The sequence below is a fragment of the Thermocatellispora tengchongensis genome, assembly GCF_014202315.1.
Lineage (GTDB): Bacteria > Actinomycetota > Actinomycetes > Streptosporangiales > Streptosporangiaceae > Thermocatellispora > Thermocatellispora tengchongensis.
The window spans coordinates 1-16,178 of sequence record NZ_JACHGN010000025.1; the positions used below are offsets into that span (position 1 = coordinate 1).

The following is a 16,178-nucleotide window of genomic DNA, read 5'->3' on the forward strand; positions in this document are numbered from 1 at the left end:
ATGCGCACGCCGACGGAGTCGCGCTTGTCGATCTCGAACTCCAGCCAGGCGCCCCGCGACGGGATCACCTTGCAGCCGTAGATGTCCTTGTCGGACGTCTTGTCGACGTTGCGCTCGAAGTACACGCCCGGGGACCGGACGAGCTGGGAGACCACGACACGCTCGGTGCCGTTGATGATGAACGTGCCCTTGGCGGTCATGAGCGGGAAGTCGCCCATGAACACCGTCTGGCTCTTGATCTCACCGGTGGTGTTATTGATGAACTCCGCCGTGACGAACATCGGGGCGGAGAAGGTCATGTCTTTGTCTTTGCACTCGTCGACCGAGTACTTGGGCGGCTCGAACCGGTGGTCACGGAACGACAAAGACATGGTTCCGGAGAAGTCCTCGATGGGACTGATCTCCTCGAAGATCTCTTCGAGACCGGACTGGGCCGGAACGTCCTTGCGCCCGGCCTGGCGAGCCGCCTCGACCCTGGCCTTCCACTTCTCGTTGCCGAGCAGCCAGTCGAAGGACTCGGTCTGCAGGGCGAGAAGGTCAGGAACTTCGAGCGGCTCCTGAATGCGCGCGAAAGACACGCGACGGGGACCAGCGGGTACGGCGGAGGCGTTGCGCGAGGCTGCCAACAGATGTCCTTCCGAGGGCTCGCGGCGGACTGACTACACGCACGCCAGACGACAACGCAAAACCGGACAGAGATGCGGGGTCGTCAAAGGGCAGCGCAAAGGGGCAGTGTAGCCGAACGGCATACACCTGTCCACTCCACTCTCGCTGCATGCTTCACGTTGTCCGCAGCATCGCCCGTCGGAGCCGAAACGTCAAGCCCGAGAGCCGACATTTCGGCCAACTAATAGCCAGCACGCTGGGAAAGTTCCTTCGCGCGAAGGCTCAGCGCCGCCGGACCCCAGACGATACCCGCGAGCGGATGGGGCTAACGCTCAGTCACGCGGAGGATCGAACCCTTGCCGACGATCGACGCTCCGGCGACAGAGGTACCCGTGACCTGAGCGTTCCCAAACCACTTCTTTGCTAACAATTAAGTAACGGAGACACGCCGTCCAGGTGAACGAGCCTACTGCCTGCGATCACGCGCCGCGTACCCGGGCTACTGGCCGGAAACGCTGCCCAGCAGGGTGGACAGCTCCGCCACCAGCCACCGCGAGTCCTGTTTGACCATCACGAACCTGGCCCGGTTCAGCTCTCGCCGCTGCCGCGGCTCCCGCTCGCCGGGCGCGACCTTGCTGGTGGCCATGTCCACGAACAGCAGCACCCGCACCCGGTCGGGCTCGGCCGACTCGATCCCCGCCGCCACCACCGACGCCTGCTGCACCGCCCGCTCCTTCCGGGCCTGGGGGGCCAGGCTCCGGGCCAGGGTCCGGTAGTGTCCGGCCAGCTCGCCGGTGGTGTAGCCCTGCGCGCGGGCGAGGTCGGCCTCCACCGTTCGGTAGTCGTAGGAGAGCATGTCGGCGGCCACCGACCGCGCGGTCGCCATCGCCTCGGCGCCGGCCGAGTCGCTCTCGCGCAGCCACCGCAGGTTCGCGTACGCCACCGCCACGACGCCACCCAGAGTGACCGCCAAAAGTGTGAGGAATGTCACACCGACCAGGAAGGCCCGCGAGCGCGGCCGCCCGGCCCGCGCCCCCTCGATCACCTCGCCCTCGATCACTGGATCGGCTCCACCTTCGACACCAGCCACGCGCCGCCGGCCTTGGTCACTTCCATCTTCCAGCGGTAGTAGCGCTCCTGCGGCGGCGTCTTGCTGCCCTCCCACCGGATCACCACGTCGGCCACCACGAGCACCTGCGCGGTCGCCCCGGCGATCGAGACCAGCCCCGCCGACCGCAACACCCCGGTCTGCACCACCTTGTCCGTCACGGTGGTGTCCTTCATCTCGGCCGACCGCTGCTCGTACGCCCGCCGCACCGCCCCCGTGGACGAGCCGAGCAGCCGCGCGATGTCACGATCCACTGTGGTGTGGCTGATCGACAGCAGGTTCACCCCGTGCACCCCCGCCGCCCGCACCGCCGCCCGCCGATCCTCCGCCGCCGCCCGCGCGGCCCCGAGATCCCCGCACAGCTTGTACGCCGCGCCGCCGAGCGTCAGAACCAGCCCGGCGAGAACGCACACCACAACGGCCCTCATGGCCCCGCGCCCGCCACTGCCATGCGCTTCTCTCCCATCGCACGGTCGCCGGAGCCCAACGCGAACGCCGCCGCCCCACGCCGCCCCGGCCCGCCGAGCACCCGGCCCCGTGACATGGGCCCGGCCCCGAACCGACCCGCAATCGCCTGCGCCGCTCGCCGGATCATAACCCGGCGCATAGCCCGGTAAGCCCGATTCCCCAACCCCGCACGCGGTGCGTGCGGCCCCCCGCCGTACGCAGGAGACCGTACGAGGGCCGGAGAAGCCCCTGTGAGCGCCAGACGGCCCCGAAACCCCCCGGCCAGGCAAGGACAGCCCCAGACGCCACCAGCCGAGCACACACGCCCCCGAAGGCCCTCGCTCCCGCCCCCCACGGCCACCAAGGCAAGCGCGACGCCAACGGCGCCGGAAGCCGCCTGCGACGGGCGTGGCACCAAACGCGGCCAGGGCCGGGACTGCCCAGACGGGCGAGGCGGCGCCGGACGAGCCAAGCCGGCACACCAGACAAGCATCGGAGAACACCTACTCCGGCCATGGGCACCCCTGGCAGATGCGGCCCATGCCGCGGCGAAGAGCCGCTGGCAACCCTGCGAAGTGCGCCACCGAACGCCGCCGACGACGGCCCTGGTCGCCGCCAGCGGTTGACGCCCGCAGCAAAGCGCCGCAGGAAGCGCCGGCGACTACGCCCGCAACGAGGACGGCGGGCCCCAGGAAGGGCACGGCACCGAACGTGGCCGACGGCGGGCCTGGCGCCGCGCGGGGCGGCTGACGCCCGTGGCAAGGGCCACGGGCACTCCAGCGGGTGCAGCACCGCACAGGACTGATGCCGATTGCAAAGAGCCTCAGGTACCCCGAGGGTCGGGGCGGCGCCGAACGACGCCAAGCCCGGCAGGGACGCGCGCCGAAGGACACCTGCTCCGGCCGCGAATACCCGAGCAGATGCGGCACGAACGAAGTCGGGAGCCGCCCGTGGGGCCCATGCCCGCGGCGAAGAGCCACTGGCAACCCGGCCAAGTGTGTCACCGGTCACTGCCGACGAGAGGACTTGGTCGCCGCAGGCATCCAGCAAGCACGGCACCGAACGTGGTCGACGGCAGGGCACAGCGCAGCGCGGGCACGGCTGACGCCTGCGGCAAGGGGCCCAGGCACCCCTGGCGGGCGCCGCGCCGTGGGCCGGAGGCTGGGCAGGGTGCCGCGCCGAACGGGCCGGGGACCGAGCAGGGTGCCGCGGGCGGGCGGCTGACGCCGCGGCAAAGGCCCCGGGCACCTGGCGAATGCCGCGCCTGAGCCGGAGGCGGGGCAGGGTGCCACGCCGAACGGGCCGGGGGCGGAGCAGTGTGCGGCGTGCGGACGGCTCACGCCTGCGGCGAAGGGCCGCGAGCATCGCGAGGGGCACGGCACCAACGCAACCGACGGCAGGCCCGGCGCAGCGCGGGCACGGCTCACGCCCGCTCAAAGGGCCCCGGGCACCCTGGCGGGTGCCGCGCCGTGGGGCCGGAGACGGGCAGTGTGCCGCGCCGAACACGACCGAGGGTGGAGCAGTATGCGGCGTGGGGGCGGCTGACGCCTGCGGCAGATGGCCGCGCCGCGGGCGAAGGGACGGGGGCGGGGCGATGAATCTGGGACGCGGTGGGGTGGGGCGGGCCGGGGTGAATGAGTCGCTGTTGCCGGTGTCAGCGCGCATACTTTCTGTGTCCGAACAGATACGGAAGGACACGGAGCCGTGAGCATGATCGACATACGGGACACGGACATCGAGACGGCGAGTCAGGAGCACCCGGAGGTGGCGGCGCCTCGGCCGGAGTATCGGCAGGCGCACTTCGAGCCCAAGCCCGGGGAAGATCTTCCCAGCACGCCCCGCCAGGTGTTCGACGCGCTGCCGCACATGCCCGGTCTCCGGACCGAGATCATCGACGGGAGACTGATAGTGAGCCCGGTGGGCACCCCCGAGCATGCGCGTCACGCGGTCAGGCTGATGTGCGCGCTGCTACCCATCCTGAACGAGCGAGAGTGGGAGGCGTTTCCCGGCAATGTGGACGTCTGCCTCGACGGCACCCGAGATCCGGTCGAACCCGACCTCGTGATCGCGCCGCTCGACTGTCCTCGCTGGGGCGATCGTGAGTTGCTGTCCTCCGGGCTGATCCTGGTGGCCGAGGTGGTGTCGGTCGGCAGCGCCGTGCACGATCGCGAGATCAAGCCCGTCATGTACGCGCGCGGCGGAGTCCCCTGCTACTTGATCATCGATCCGCTGGTCGATCCGCGCCAGGTCACGCTGATGTCCGAGCCCGGCCAAGGGCGCTACCACCGGTCCGTGAGCGTGACCATGGGCGAGAAACTGGAAATCCCCGAGCCCATCGGCTTCGCCCTGGACACCGGCATTTTCCTGTAGTCAACCGCGAAAAGGGCGGCCCACCCGGCACCAGGGTGGACCGCCCTTTTCGTTGGGGCTGTGGAACCTCAGAGCGTCACTTACTTGACGGTGACGGTGGCGCCGGCGCCCTCCAGGGCGGCCTTGGCCTTCTCCGCGGTCTCCTTGTTGACCTTCTCCAGCAGCGGCTTCGGCGCGCCGTCGACCAGGTCCTTGGCCTCCTTCAGGCCGAGGCTCGTCAGGGCGCGAACCTCCTTGATGACCTGGATCTTCTTGTCGCCGGCAGCCTCGAGGATGACGTCGAACTCGTCCTGCTCCTCGACCTCCTCGGCGGCGGCGGCACCGCCGGCGCCGGCCGGGGCGGCGGCGACGGCGACAGGCGCGGCGGCCTTGACGTCGAAGGTCTCCTCGAAGAGCTTCACAAAGTCGGACAGCTCAAGGAGAGTCATCTCCTTGAACGCGTCGAGCAGCTCGTCGGTGCTGAGCTTCGCCATGGTGATTCCTCCGTGTGAATCTTAGAAACAAAGAATTCGGGACCGCGGTGTGTGCGGCAATCCCCGTGCCTACTCGGCCTTCTCGCCGGACTCCTCGCGCTTGGCGCGCAGGGCTTCGGCGAGCTGAGCCATGTTGGTGGGCAGCGCGTTGAAGACGGCGGCGGCGTGGCCCATCTTCGCCTTCATCGCTCCGGCCAGCTTCGCGAGGAGGACCTCGCGCGACTCGAGGTCGGCAAGCTTGGTGATCTCGTCCGGGGTCATCGACTTGCCGTCGACGACACCGCCCTTGATGACCAGGAGGGGATTGGCCTTGGCGAAGTCACGCAGACCCTTGGCGGCCTCGACCACGTCGCCCTTGACGAACGCGATCGCGGACGGACCCGAGAGCAGGTCGTCCAGGGCGGAGATCCCGGCCTGATTGGCCGCGATCTTGGTCAGCGTGTTCTTCACCACGGCGAACTTCGCATTCCCACCGAGAGAAACGCGCAGCTCCTTGAGCTGGGCGACGGTGAGACCGCGGTACTCGGTCAGAACGGCAGCGTGCGAGCCCTCGAAGTCGCTCTTGAGCTCGGCGACGGCCGTCGCCTTTTCCGCCCTCGCCATGGGCCTCCTTCCAGAATGCGCCGCCGGCGAAGGACTCGAACATGAGAAAGGCCCCGGCGCGGGCGCGCACGAGGCTCACACGGATGCCATGGCATCCCTCATGAAAACTCACATCACGCCTGCACTGGCCGTCCACGCGGAGTGGATCCTTCGGTCACCGGGCCATGATGAACCCAGCGACGACCGGCGGTCTTCGGCAGCTTCAGAGTACCCACACCCGGCGGGAAAAGCGAACCGTACGCGGAAACGGCCGGCCGGGAGTGCCCCGGCCGGCCGTGAAGCCGCGTTCGGCGAACCGCTAGTTCACCGTCGACTTGGGCAGCTCGCCGACCTGGTCGGCGGGCGGGGCGGCGATCTGGACGGGCTCGTTGAAGCCCTTGAACAGCATCGTGGCGCTGAATGTGCCGCCGTCGGCCGTGCCGTTCAGCGTGATCTTGCGGGGCAGGCTCTGCGCGTCGGCCCACAGGTCGAACTTCATGTCCTTGATCTGACCGAGGTCGGCCTGGGCCTGCGCGCGCTTGTCGGGGTCGAGCTGGGCCAGCGCGGCGTCCACCGGGAAGGTGCCGCTGTAGTGGGTGGTGTCCACGCCGCCGACGGACTCGGTGCCGACCGCCTTGACGTCCTTCGACGCGGTCACCATCGAGGTGGTCCCGGCCAGGTCGAACTGCTGGATCCTGGACAGCATGTCCTTCGCCTGGGCCTGCCCGTCGGCGTCGAGGTCGGAGATGGACGCCTTCACCCACGGCTTGGTGGCGCCCACCAGGTCCTTGAGGACGTCCAGCTTCACGTAGACCGTGTCGCCCAGCAGCACCGCACGGGCACCGCCCGGCAGGGAGCGGCCGCCGAAGTCGACCGTGTCGAGCGTGAGGTCCACGGCGAGCGGATTGTTCTGGTACACCATCCGCCCCTGGACCTTGCCGTCGCCGTGCTGCTTGTCGCTGACGTCGGCCACGGCGTCCACGGTGTAGCTCTTGACCGCCTCGGCCTTCTGGGCGGTCTGCTGGAGGGCCTCCGCCGCCGCGAGCTTGACGCTGCCGAGCTGCTGAGGGCTCGACGACGAGCCGCACCCGGCGGTCAGAGCCAAAGCGGCGGCCGTGCCCGTTGCCGCGATGGCGAGAGTAATCCGGCGCATTCCTATATGTCCCTTCATAGCCCCCAGTTGTGTCTCCGACCCTACGCGCCCGGCCGTCAAGGAGCGCGAGATCGCCGCGGTTCTCGGGGATTTACCGGGGTTTACCCTGACCGCGACTCGATCACCGGCCCTTACCGCGTGGTTCGTTTTCTCTGGCGACATATGCACCGGTTTGTTCCTTGCTGCGAAGGCAGGCGGGGTGCGGGGAGACGGACGGGTGCGGAGAGACAGACGGGTGCGGAGAGACAAGTCGGTGCGGGGGGTGCGGGGGTGCGGGGGGTGCGGGGGTGCGGGGGGTGCGGGGGTGCGGGGGGTGCCCTGGGGGCGGGGGTGCCTCTTGGGTGCGGAGGTGTCTTCGGGGTGCCGCGGGGGCGGGGGTGCCGGGGTGCGCGGGGTGCGGGGGTGCGGGGGGTGTCCGGGGTGTCGGGGGTGCTCGGGGTGCGGGGGGTGCGGGGTGCGGGGTGCGCGGGGTACGCCGGGTGCTGGGGTGCCGGCGGTGCGGAGGGTGCTGGCGGTGCGGAGGGTGCCCGGAGTCCGGGGGTGCCCCGGGGTGCCGGGGGTGCCGCGGGGTGCGGGGTGCGCCGGGTGCGGGGGTGCCGGCGGTGCGGAGGGTGCCGGCGGTGCGGAGGGTGCCGGCGGTGCGGGGAGACAGGCGGGTGCGGGGACACGCGGGTGCGGGGACACGCGGGTGCGGGGACACGCGGGTGGATACGGCAAGGCCCCCGCCGGTTGAGCGGCGGGGGCCTTGTCGCGGGGACTGCGGGCTGATCAGGCCTCGGCCTCGATCAGCGAGCGGGTGATGTTGGGGTCCACCGGGATGCCGGGGCCCATGGAGGTGGCGAAGGTGACCTTCTTGAGGTAGCGGCCCTTTGCGGCGGACGGCTTGAGACGCAGGACCTCGTCGAGGGCGGCGGCGTAGTTCTCCAGGAGCTGGCGCTCGCTGAAGGAGGCCTTGCCGATGATGAAGTGGAGGTTCGCGTGGCGGTCCACGCGGAACTCGATCTTGCCGCCCTTGATGTCGCTGACGGCCTTGCCCACGGCCGGGGTCACGGTGCCGGTCTTGGGGTTCGGCATCAGGCCGCGGGGGCCGAGGACGCGGCCGAGACGGCCGACCTTGCCCATGAGGTCGGGGGTCGCGACGACCGCGTCGAACTCGTTCAGGCGGTTGCCCTTGGAGATCTCCTCGATCAGCTCGTCGGCGCCGACGATGTCGGCGCCCGCCTGGCGGGCCTCCTCGGCACGGTCACCGGTCGCGAAGACCAGGACCCGGGCGGTCTTGCCGGTGCCGTGCGGGAGGTTGACGGTGCCGCGCACCATCTGGTCGGCCTTGCGGGGGTCCACGCCCAGGCGGAGGGCGACCTCGACGGTGGCCTCGAACTTGGTGACCGAGGTCTCCTTGGCCAGCTTCGCGGCCTCAGCGGGGGTGTAGAGACGCTCGCGGTCGATCATCGACGCCGCGTTGCGGTATGCCTTGCTGCGCTTCACTGCTCACTCCTGTGATCCGAGTGGTCGTGGTACGGGCCGCGCCGGCCCTCCCACTGCTGTCGGGTGGCCGCCTCAGTCGGCGACGGTGATGCCCATCGACCGGGCGGTGCCGGCGATGATCTTCTCGGCGGCCTCGATGTCGTTGGCGTTGAGGTCCTTCATCTTGGTCTCGGCGATCTGGCGGAGCTGCTCCTTGGTGAGCTTGCCGACCTTGTCGCGGTGCGGGTTGGCGCTGCCCTTGTCGAGACCCGCGGCCTTCTTGATCAGCTCGGGCGCCGGCGGCGTCTTGGTGATGAAGGTGAAGCTGCGGTCTTCGAAGATGGTGATCTCGACGGGGATGATGTTGCCCCGCTGGGCCTCGGTCGCAGCGTTGTACTGCTTGACGAAGTCCATGATGTTGACGCCGTGGGGACCGAGGGCGGTACCGACCGGCGGCGCGGGCGTGGCCTGGCCAGCGGGAAGCTGGACCTTGACCAGGGCCGCGATCTTCTTCTTTGGAGGCATGTCCTACTCCGGGTCCTTTTCTCGCGTGATCTCCCATGGGCATGGGAGCACCCACCGCCTCCCCAGGAGAGGGGGAAGGGCGGCGGGAGGTCTGAACCGACTAACCAGTGTATGCGCGCTGTCAGATCTTCGAGACCTGGTTGAACGACAGCTCCACCGGCGTCTCGCGGCCGAAGATCGACACCAGCACCTTGAGCTTCTGCGACTCGGCGCTGATCTCGCTGACCGTGGCGGGCAGCGTGGCGAACGGGCCGTCCATGACCGTGACCGACTCGCCCACCTCGAAGTCGACGGTGGTGGTCGTGGCCTTGGCCGTGGTCTTCTTGGTCTCCTCGGCCGGCTCGGGGGCCAGCAGCTTGGCGACCTCGTCGAGGTTGAGCGGGCTGGGCTTGTTGGACAGGCCGACGAAGCCGGTCACACCGGGCGTGTTGCGCACCGCGGCCCAGGACTCGTCGGACAGCTCCATGCGCACCAGGACGTAGCCGGGCAGCACCCGCTCCTTGACCGGGACCTTCTTGCCGCTCTTGAACTCGGTCACGGTGTGGGTCGGCACCTCGACCTGGAAGATGTAGTCCTCCATGTTGAGGGAGCCGGTGCGGCTTTCGATGTTGGACTTCACCCGGTTCTCGTAGCCGGCGTAGGAGTGGATCACATACCACTCGCCCGGGAGGCCGCGCATCTGGCGCTTGAACTCCTCGACCGGGTCGACGTCGGGCTCGGTGTCGGTGTCGGTGTCGGCCTGCTCGGCCACGGCGGGCGCCGCGGGCTCCTCGGCCTCGTCCTCGGACTCCTCGTCGTCTTCGGAGTCGCCGGAGTCCTCGTGCTCGTCGTACTCGTCGAAGCCGTCGTCGTCGAAGTCGTCGTCGGACTCGCCGTACGCGGGGCGCGACTCGGCGACCTGCGCGGCGTTCTCCGGCTCACCCTCCCACTCCTCGCGGGACTCGCCGGCCGACAGTGGGAACTCGGACACGGTGACTCTTTCTCTTTCGTCGAATGGGCTGGTGCTCCCGGTGGGCGAGCCCACCGGCTATCGGCTCAACTACCGCCGAAGACCGCCAGCACACCCTCCGTGAGCACGAAGTCTAGCGCGGACACGATGCCGACCATGATCAACACGAAGACGAGGACCACGGAGGTGTAGGTGATGAGATCCTTACGCGTCGGCCAGATGACCTTACGCAGCTCCGCGACGATCTGCCGATAGAAAAGCGCGGGAGAAGTGCGCTTCTTCCCGCTCGGCCTGCTTGGCTTGTCTGCGGTTTCGCCGCGCGTGTCGATCGCCACAGTCCTCACCCGATTCGTCGTGTCCATCGCAACGCGGCGCGCTTACACGCCTGCCGCGCGGACCGCTTCTCGCAGGGCACGAGGGACTCGAACCCCCAACCGCCGGTTTTGGAGACCGGTGCGCTACCAATTGCGCTAGTGCCCTAAGTCGTGACTCACCTTACATCCGGATCAGCGGAAGTCGAACCAGTGACTCACCGGCCGGGCGCAGTGAGGAACTGTCGCGCGGCCATGCCGCAGTCTACGGGGGATTGGGCCTCACGTCGAACCGAAACACGATCGAACCGGATTCCGGGGTCTTCAGCCGGGTCCGCATGGGTTCGTACGAGGCGCTCCGGAAGCGTCCAGATGCTGGATATGCGGCGGGAACACGGCCGCGCGTCTGGAACCATGGAGGTATGACCCGACCTCGCATCTCAGCGCGCATCTCAGCGATCTCCGAGTCCGCGACCCTCGCCGTTGACGCCAAGGCGAAGGCCATGAAGGCGGCCGGGCGCCCGGTCATCGGATTCGGCGCGGGCGAGCCGGACTTCCCGACGCCCGACTACATCGTCGAGGCGGCGATCGAGGCCGCCCGCAACCCGCGCTTCCACAAGTACACCCCGGCCGGCGGGCTCCCGGAGCTGAAGCAGGCCATCGCGGAGAAGACGGCCCGCGACTCCGGCTACACGGTGGACGCCGCGCAGGTGCTGGTCACCAACGGCGGCAAGCAGGCGGTGTACGAGGCGTTCGCGACGATGCTGGACCCGGGTGACGAGGTTCTGGTCATCGCGCCCTACTGGACCACCTACCCCGAGGCGATCAAGCTCGCGGGCGGCGTGCAGGTCGATGTGGTCACCGACGAGACCACCGGCTACCTCGCCTCTGTGGAGCAGCTTGAGGCCGCGCGCACCGAGCGTACGAAGGTGCTGCTGTTCGTCTCGCCGTCCAACCCGACGGGCGCGGTCTACTCGCGCGGCGAGGTGGAGGCGATCGGCCGCTGGGCGGCCGAGCACGGCCTGTGGGTCGTCACCGACGAGATCTACGAGCACCTCGTGTACGGCGGCGCCGAGTTCACCAGCATCGCCACCGCGGTCCCCGAGCTGGGCGACCAGGTCGTGATCCTGAACGGCGTGGCCAAGACCTACGCGATGACCGGCTGGCGGGTGGGCTGGATGATCGGCCCCAAGGACGTCGTCAAGGCGGCCACCAACCTCCAGTCGCACGCCACCTCCAACGTCTCCAACGTCGCCCAGGCCGCCGCGCTGGCCGCGGTGAGCGGCGACCTGTCGGCGGTGGCCACGATGCGCGAGGCGTTCGACCGGCGGCGGCAGACGATCGTGCGGCTGCTGAACGAGATCCCGGGCGTGCTGTGCCCCGAGCCGCTGGGCGCGTTCTACGCCTACCCGTCGGTCAAGGGGCTGTTGGGCAAGGAGCTGCGCGGACGGCGGCCCCAGACCTCGGTGGAGCTGGCCGAGGTGGTGCTGGAGGAGGCCGAGGTCGCGGTGGTGCCCGGCGAGGCGTTCGGCACCCCGGGCTACTTCCGCCTGTCGTACGCGCTCGGCGACGACGACCTGGTCGAGGGCGTCAGCCGCCTGGCCAAGCTGCTCGCCGAGGCCATGTAGCACCAGGCGATCGGGCCCCGCACCGTCTTTCGGCGGTGTGGGGCCTCGTCGTTGCGGCACCATATCCAGATGCCAGGTCCTTTCCACAGACACCGTCCACTCGACAGGCTCCCCAAGGCCCACCTGCACCTGCACTTCACCGGCTCGATGCGGCACACGACGCTGATCGAGCTGGCCAGGGAGCACTCGCTGCACCTGCCCGACGCGCTGCGCGAGGACTGGCCGCCGAAGCTGCACGCGACCGACGAGCGGGGCTGGTTCCGCTTCCAGCGCCTGTACGACATCGCCCGCTCGGTGCTGCGCCGCCCCGAGGACGTCTACCGGCTGCTGCGCGAGGCGGCCGAGGACGAGGCCGCGGAGGGGTCGGGCTGGCTGGAGATCCAGGTGGACCCGTCCGGCTACGCGCAGCGGTTCGGCGGGCTCACCGCCACGCTGGACCTGGTGCTGGACGCGGCCGACCAGGCGGCGCGGGCGCAGGGCATCGGCATCGCGGTGATCGTGGCGGCCAACCGGACCCGGCATCCCCTGGACGCCAAGACGCTGGCCAGGCTGGCGGCCCAGTACGCGGGCCGGGGCGTGGTCGGCTTCGGGCTGTCCAACGACGAGCGGCGCGGGCGGGCGCGCGAGTTCGACGGCGCGTTCCGGATCGCCAAGCGGGCGGGGCTGCTGTCGGTGCCGCACGGCGGCGAGCTGTCGGGGCCGGTGAGCGTGGCCGAGTGCGTGGACGACCTGGGGGCCGACCGGGTGGGCCACGGAGTGCGGGCGGCGGAGTCGCGCCGGCTGATGGAGCGGCTGGCCGACCGGCAGATCACCTGCGAGGTGTGCCCGGCCTCCAACGTGGGCCTCGGCGTGGCGGAGCGGCCGGAGGAGGTGCCGGTGCGCGCCCTGTTCGACGCGGGGGTGCCGATCGCGCTCGGCGCGGACGACCCGCTGCTGTTCGGGTCGCGGCTGCTGCGCCAGTACGAGCTGGCGCGCGAGGTCTACGGCTTCGACGACGCCGAGCTCGCCGAGCTGGCCCGGCAGTCGATCCGCTCCTCCGCGGCGCCGGAGTCGGTGAAGAAGGACCTGCTCAAGGGCGTGGACGACTGGCTGACCGCCCCCGCGGAACCAGCCGAGTGATCAGCCGAGGGAGCGGGCGACCGCGAGGGCGCGGGAGAGACCGGCGATGCCCTCCAGGCGCAGCCCGGCGCCGCCGTGCTGCCAGATGAGGGTGGGCCCGGCCAGGCGGGTGTCCTCGACCGGCGCGCCGCCGCCGCGCGGGACGTACCTCAGGCCGTGGTGGCGGGGTATCCACCAGCCCGGGACGCCGGCGACGTCCACCTCCTCCGGCCACGGCGGGCCCAGCTCCTTGCGGAACACGACGCCGAGGGCGCCGTCGTACTGGTCCAGCCGCACGCCGGGCCAGATCAGCGAGACCACCCGGGCGCCGTCGGCGATCCGCACCTCGGCGGGCTCGCCCAGCTCGCGCGGCACCGCGACCGGGAACGCGGCCAGCTCGCGGGCCTCGGCCAGCGAGACGGCGCGCTCGCCCGGCAGGCGTACGGACGCGGTGGGGACCGGGCTGGGCGAGGGCGTGACCTGGATCTCGACCCCGGCCACGCGCAGGACCCGGGCGACCACGGCCCGGCCCTGCGGCGTGGCGGCGGCCAGCACGCCCGCGACCGCCACCACCGCGGCCACGGCCACGCGCAGCCGGGTCCAGCGCCACCGCCACCGCCGCTGCCACCGGTGGCGGCGGGGCGCGGGGGCGCGTTCCAGCCGCGCGCGTACGGCCCGCGCCGTCTCGGCGGGGTCGGGCGCGGGCGCGTGCAGCTCCTCCCCCAGGGCGCGCAGCTCGGCCTCGAACCCGTCCACGCGCTCGGGGTCGCCGTGGTCACGCGAGGTCACGGCCCACCTCCTCGCGCAGCCGGGCGATGCCGCGCGAGGTGCGCGACTTGACCGAGCCGATCGGCCAGCCCAGCACCTCGGCGGTCTCCGCCTCCGACAACTGCAGGAAGTACCGGCACACCACCGCCCGGCGTTCCCGATCGGGCAGCGCGTTCACCGCGCGCAGCAGCCGGGCGCGCCGGTCGCCGGCGATGGCGGCGCCCTCGGGGTCGTCGGGGGCGGCCGGCTCGGGCCCGCCGCCGGTGCGCAGGGTGAGTTCTGTGCCGGCGCGCAGGGCCAGCTCGGCGCGGCGCCCGCGGGCGCGGGTGAGGTTGTGGGTCTCGTTGGCGACGATGCGCAGCAGCCAGGGCCGGAACGGGGCCTGGCGGCGGAAGGACCCCAGGTGCCGGTACGCCTTCACGAACGCCTCCTGCACCACGTCCTCGGCCTCGTCGCCCGCGCCGAGCATGGCGGCGGTGCGGTGGGCGATGGTGCTGTATCGCGCCACCAGCACGTCGTAGGCGGCCAGATCGCCCGCCAGCGCGCGGCCGATCGCCTCATCGTCGTCCGTCGGGAGGCTCCCCTGCTGCGGAGTGCGGAGGGTGGTACCAGGACCCTACTGGGGTTTGCGGGCGCGGATGCGGTCGATCGACGACTGGGGCTCGACGGTCAGCCCCACCGCGTACGCCGCCTCGTACGCCGCGTCGCCCAGCACCTCGCGGGCGCGGCGTTCGGTGTCGGCGCGGGCCACGGCGAGCCCGGCCGAGCCGAACTGGGGCAGCCCGATGGTGTTCCACAGCCGCCGGGCCGTGCCCAGCAGGTAGGCGGCGCACTCGGGGTCGTGCCGGGCCACGGCGGTCGCGGCGAGCTGGTCCAGCACCATCGCGCTGCCCGCCGCGTCGCCGAGGCGCCACTTGGCGTCCAGGGCCTCGCGGGCGGAGGCGTCGGCGGCCTGGACCTCGCCCAGCGCCAGCTCGGCCTGCGAGCGCATGTGGTCGCCGTACGATAGCGCCCACATCTCGCCGCGGGCCGTGCACCGCTCGCGCTGCGGCTTGAGCACGGCCAGGGCCTGTTCGTACTCGCCGCGCAGGTTGTGCAGCAGGGCGCGGGCGGCCTCGGCGACGGGCAGGCCGATCTCGGGGCGGTCGGCGCGCTGGAAGTGGTCCACGGCCTGCCGGGTGAGCGTGTCGGCCTGCCGCAGGTCGCCGCGGAGCAGCCGCATGGCCCCCAGCACGTACGTGGCGTAGCCGGCGGCGGTGTCGTCGCCGCGCCGCCGCGCCTCGGCCTGGGCCTCCCTGGCCCGCCGCTCGGCGGTCCTCAGGTCGCCCTGGGCACCCGCGACCCAGGCGGCGGCCCACAGCGCCTTGGTACGGGCCGGGCCGGCCATCGGGTGGGCTTCGAGCACCTTGTCCAGGTAGTAGCGGCCTTCGCGGGTGTGGCCGAGGCAGACCCAGACGAACCACAGGGTGCCCGCGAGTTCGAGGCCGGCGGGCTCGGCCAGCCCGTCGTCGAGCGCGGCGCGCAGGTTGGGCAGCTCGGTGTGCGCCCAGTCGGCCCACTCGGCCTGGGCCGGGCCGTACCACTCCTCGTCGGCCCGCTGGGCGAGGAACAGGTAGTGCTCGCGGTGGCGGCGCGCCAGCCGGGAGTCCTCGCCGAGGCGGCGCAGCCACTCCATGCCGTACTCGCGGATCATGCCGAGCATGCGGTGACGGCCGCCCTCCTCGGTCACGATCGACTTGTGGACCAGCCGGTCGAGGGGCGGGCGGATCTCGGGGAGCTGCGCGTCGGCGCACACGGCCTGGGCGGTGGCCGCGTCGAAGGAGCCGGCGAAGACGGTCAGCCGGGCCCACAGCAGCCGCTCGCGGGCGCCCAGCAGCTCGTGGCTCCAGCCCACGGCGGTGCGCAGGGTCTGGTGCCGGCCGAGGGGGGTGCGGCTGCCGCTGGTGAGCAGCGCGAAGCGGTCGTCGAGGCGGTCGGCGATCTGCTCCACCGACAGGGTGCGGACGCGGCGCGCGGCCAGCTCGATGGCGAGCGGGATGCCGTCGAGGCGGCGGCACAGGCGCCCGACGGCTTCGAGGTCGGGGTCGAGGTCGGGCACGAGCGCGAGGGCCCGGTCCAGGAAGAGCCTGACGGAGCAGTAGTCGTCGGGGCTGAAGGAGCCGGAGCGGGGCACCGGCAGCGGGCCGACCACGACGACGCGCTCGCCGGGGACGCCCAGGGCCTGGCGGCTGGTGGCGAGCAGCCGCACCTCGGGGGCCTGGCGCAGCACCCGCTCCGCCAGGTCGCGGCAGGCGTCGATGAGGTGCTCGCAGGTGTCCAGCACGATCAGGGCCTTCTTGCCGGCCAGGTGCTCGGCCAGGACCTCGGCCTCGGGGCGCGCGGACTGCTCGACCATGCCGAGCGCCGCCGCGACGTCGTGGGCGACGAGGCCGGGGTTCTGCTCGGCCGACAGCTCGGCCACCCAGACGCCGTCGGGGAAGGCGCGGGAGAGCCGGCGGGCGACCTTCAGCGCCAGCCGGGTCTTGCCGACGCCGGCGACGCCGGTGAGCGTGACCAGCCGCTCCTGCGCGAGCAGCGCCTTGACCGCCTCGATCTCGCGCGCCCGCCCGACGAAGCTGCTCGTCTCGGCGGCCAGATTGCCCGGCCGCGACCGCGTGTCCCACGGAAAACCGTCAACCACGGATTCGACACTTTCT

General features: G+C 71.3%; 15 protein-coding genes, 1 tRNA gene and 1 pseudogene. 3 read left to right on the forward strand and 14 right to left on the reverse strand.

Annotated features, from left to right (window positions below; genetic code table 11):
* The 3 genes and pseudogenes from HNP84_RS41365 to HNP84_RS41375 all read right to left on the reverse strand — a co-directional run.
* Positions 1-626: pseudogene (locus tag HNP84_RS41365) on the reverse strand (DNA-directed RNA polymerase subunit beta); the annotation flags it as partial.
* A 479-nt stretch (positions 627-1,105) separates the two neighbouring features.
* A complete protein-coding gene (locus tag HNP84_RS41370) occupies positions 1,106-1,666 on the reverse strand; it encodes an Rv1363c family protein (protein ID WP_312926870.1) in 561 nt (186 codons plus the stop codon).
* Positions 1,663-2,142, reverse strand: coding sequence for an Rv1363c family protein (locus tag HNP84_RS41375; protein ID WP_185055550.1), 480 nt, complete (start codon positions 2,140-2,142; stop codon positions 1,663-1,665). The genes HNP84_RS41370 and HNP84_RS41375 overlap by 4 nt, the downstream gene beginning before the upstream one ends.
* A 1,729-nt stretch (positions 2,143-3,871) precedes the next feature.
* Between HNP84_RS41375 and HNP84_RS41380 the strand changes: the two genes are divergently transcribed.
* On the forward strand, positions 3,872-4,531 hold the full coding sequence (locus HNP84_RS41380; RefSeq protein WP_185055713.1) for a Uma2 family endonuclease: 660 nt from the start codon (positions 3,872-3,874) through the stop codon (positions 4,529-4,531).
* An 80-nt stretch (positions 4,532-4,611) separates the two neighbouring features.
* Here the strand turns inward: HNP84_RS41380 and rplL are convergent, their stop codons facing one another.
* The 8 genes from rplL to HNP84_RS41420 all read right to left on the reverse strand — a co-directional run bounded on the left by rplL (position 4,612) and on the right by HNP84_RS41420 (position 10,157).
* Complete coding sequence (rplL, locus tag HNP84_RS41385; protein WP_185055551.1) at positions 4,612-5,004, reverse strand: 50S ribosomal protein L7/L12; 393 nt, start codon at positions 5,002-5,004, stop codon at positions 4,612-4,614.
* A gap of 69 nt (positions 5,005-5,073) precedes the next feature.
* Positions 5,074-5,607: a 50S ribosomal protein L10 gene (gene rplJ, locus HNP84_RS41390; RefSeq protein ID WP_185055552.1), complete on the reverse strand. Its 534-nt coding sequence runs from the start codon at positions 5,605-5,607 to the stop codon at positions 5,074-5,076.
* Between the two features lie 298 nt (positions 5,608-5,905).
* Positions 5,906-6,739, reverse strand: a complete 834-nt coding sequence (locus tag HNP84_RS41395; protein ID WP_185055553.1) for an SCO4651 family lipoprotein — start codon at positions 6,737-6,739, stop codon at positions 5,906-5,908.
* Positions 6,740-7,507: 768 nt separating this feature from the next.
* Positions 7,508-8,224 carry a 50S ribosomal protein L1 gene (gene rplA / locus HNP84_RS41400; protein WP_185055554.1) on the reverse strand — a complete coding sequence of 239 codons (717 nt, stop codon included), beginning with the start codon at positions 8,222-8,224 and terminating at the stop codon, positions 7,508-7,510.
* Positions 8,225-8,296: 72 nt separating this feature from the next.
* Positions 8,297-8,728: a 50S ribosomal protein L11 gene (rplK, locus tag HNP84_RS41405; RefSeq protein WP_185055555.1), complete on the reverse strand. Its 432-nt coding sequence runs from the start codon at positions 8,726-8,728 to the stop codon at positions 8,297-8,299.
* 121 nt (positions 8,729-8,849) lie between these two features.
* Positions 8,850-9,698 (reverse strand): transcription termination/antitermination protein NusG, encoded by an 849-nt coding sequence (nusG, locus tag HNP84_RS41410; RefSeq protein WP_185055556.1) that lies wholly within the window; start codon positions 9,696-9,698, stop codon positions 8,850-8,852.
* Positions 9,699-9,763: 65 nt separating this feature from the next.
* Positions 9,764-10,012: a preprotein translocase subunit SecE gene (gene secE / locus HNP84_RS41415; RefSeq protein ID WP_312926874.1), complete on the reverse strand. Its 249-nt coding sequence runs from the start codon at positions 10,010-10,012 to the stop codon at positions 9,764-9,766.
* Positions 10,013-10,084: 72 nt separating this feature from the next.
* A tRNA-Trp gene (locus tag HNP84_RS41420) sits at positions 10,085-10,157 on the reverse strand.
* 253 nt (positions 10,158-10,410) lie between these two features.
* Here HNP84_RS41420 and HNP84_RS41425 point away from each other — a divergent pair.
* The gene (locus HNP84_RS41425; protein ID WP_185055558.1) at positions 10,411-11,616 is read left to right on the forward strand and encodes a pyridoxal phosphate-dependent aminotransferase; all 1,206 of its coding nucleotides are present in this window, start codon (positions 10,411-10,413) and stop codon (positions 11,614-11,616) included.
* 69 nt (positions 11,617-11,685) lie between these two features.
* Complete coding sequence (locus HNP84_RS41430; protein ID WP_185055559.1) at positions 11,686-12,735, forward strand: adenosine deaminase; 1,050 nt, start codon at positions 11,686-11,688, stop codon at positions 12,733-12,735.
* On the opposite strand, the gene HNP84_RS41435 is transcribed toward HNP84_RS41430, so the two are convergent.
* The 3 genes from HNP84_RS41435 to HNP84_RS41445 form a co-directional block, all read right to left on the reverse strand.
* Positions 12,736-13,503 (reverse strand): hypothetical protein, encoded by a 768-nt coding sequence (locus HNP84_RS41435; protein ID WP_185055560.1) that lies wholly within the window; start codon positions 13,501-13,503, stop codon positions 12,736-12,738. It abuts the gene before it with no gap.
* Positions 13,490-13,996: an RNA polymerase sigma factor gene (locus HNP84_RS41440; RefSeq protein ID WP_312926877.1), complete on the reverse strand. Its 507-nt coding sequence runs from the start codon at positions 13,994-13,996 to the stop codon at positions 13,490-13,492. The genes HNP84_RS41435 and HNP84_RS41440 overlap by 14 nt, the downstream gene beginning before the upstream one ends.
* A 102-nt stretch (positions 13,997-14,098) precedes the next feature.
* Positions 14,099-16,162 carry an ATP-binding protein gene (locus HNP84_RS41445; protein ID WP_185055561.1) on the reverse strand — a complete coding sequence of 688 codons (2,064 nt, stop codon included), beginning with the start codon at positions 16,160-16,162 and terminating at the stop codon, positions 14,099-14,101.
* Positions 16,163-16,178 lie beyond the last annotated feature (16 nt).

Bases quoted from the DNA above. Each gene is read 5' to 3' on its own strand.
- HNP84_RS41375 (WP_185055550.1), bottom strand. From the start codon at position 2,142: ATGAGGGCCGTTGTGGTGTGCGTTCTCGCCGGGCTGGTTCTGACGCTC.
- HNP84_RS41380 (WP_185055713.1), top strand. From the start codon at position 3,872: ATGATCGACATACGGGACACGGACATCGAGACGGCGAGTCAGGAGCAC.
- rplL (WP_185055551.1), bottom strand. From the start codon at position 5,004: ATGGCGAAGCTCAGCACCGACGAGCTGCTCGACGCGTTCAAGGAGATG.
- rplJ (WP_185055552.1), bottom strand. From the start codon at position 5,607: ATGGCGAGGGCGGAAAAGGCGACGGCCGTCGCCGAGCTCAAGAGCGAC.
- HNP84_RS41395 (WP_185055553.1), bottom strand. From the start codon at position 6,739: ATGCGCCGGATTACTCTCGCCATCGCGGCAACGGGCACGGCCGCCGCT.
- rplK (WP_185055555.1), bottom strand. From the start codon at position 8,728: ATGCCTCCAAAGAAGAAGATCGCGGCCCTGGTCAAGGTCCAGCTTCCC.
- HNP84_RS41425 (WP_185055558.1), top strand. From the start codon at position 10,411: ATGACCCGACCTCGCATCTCAGCGCGCATCTCAGCGATCTCCGAGTCC.
- HNP84_RS41430 (WP_185055559.1), top strand. From the start codon at position 11,686: ATGCCAGGTCCTTTCCACAGACACCGTCCACTCGACAGGCTCCCCAAG.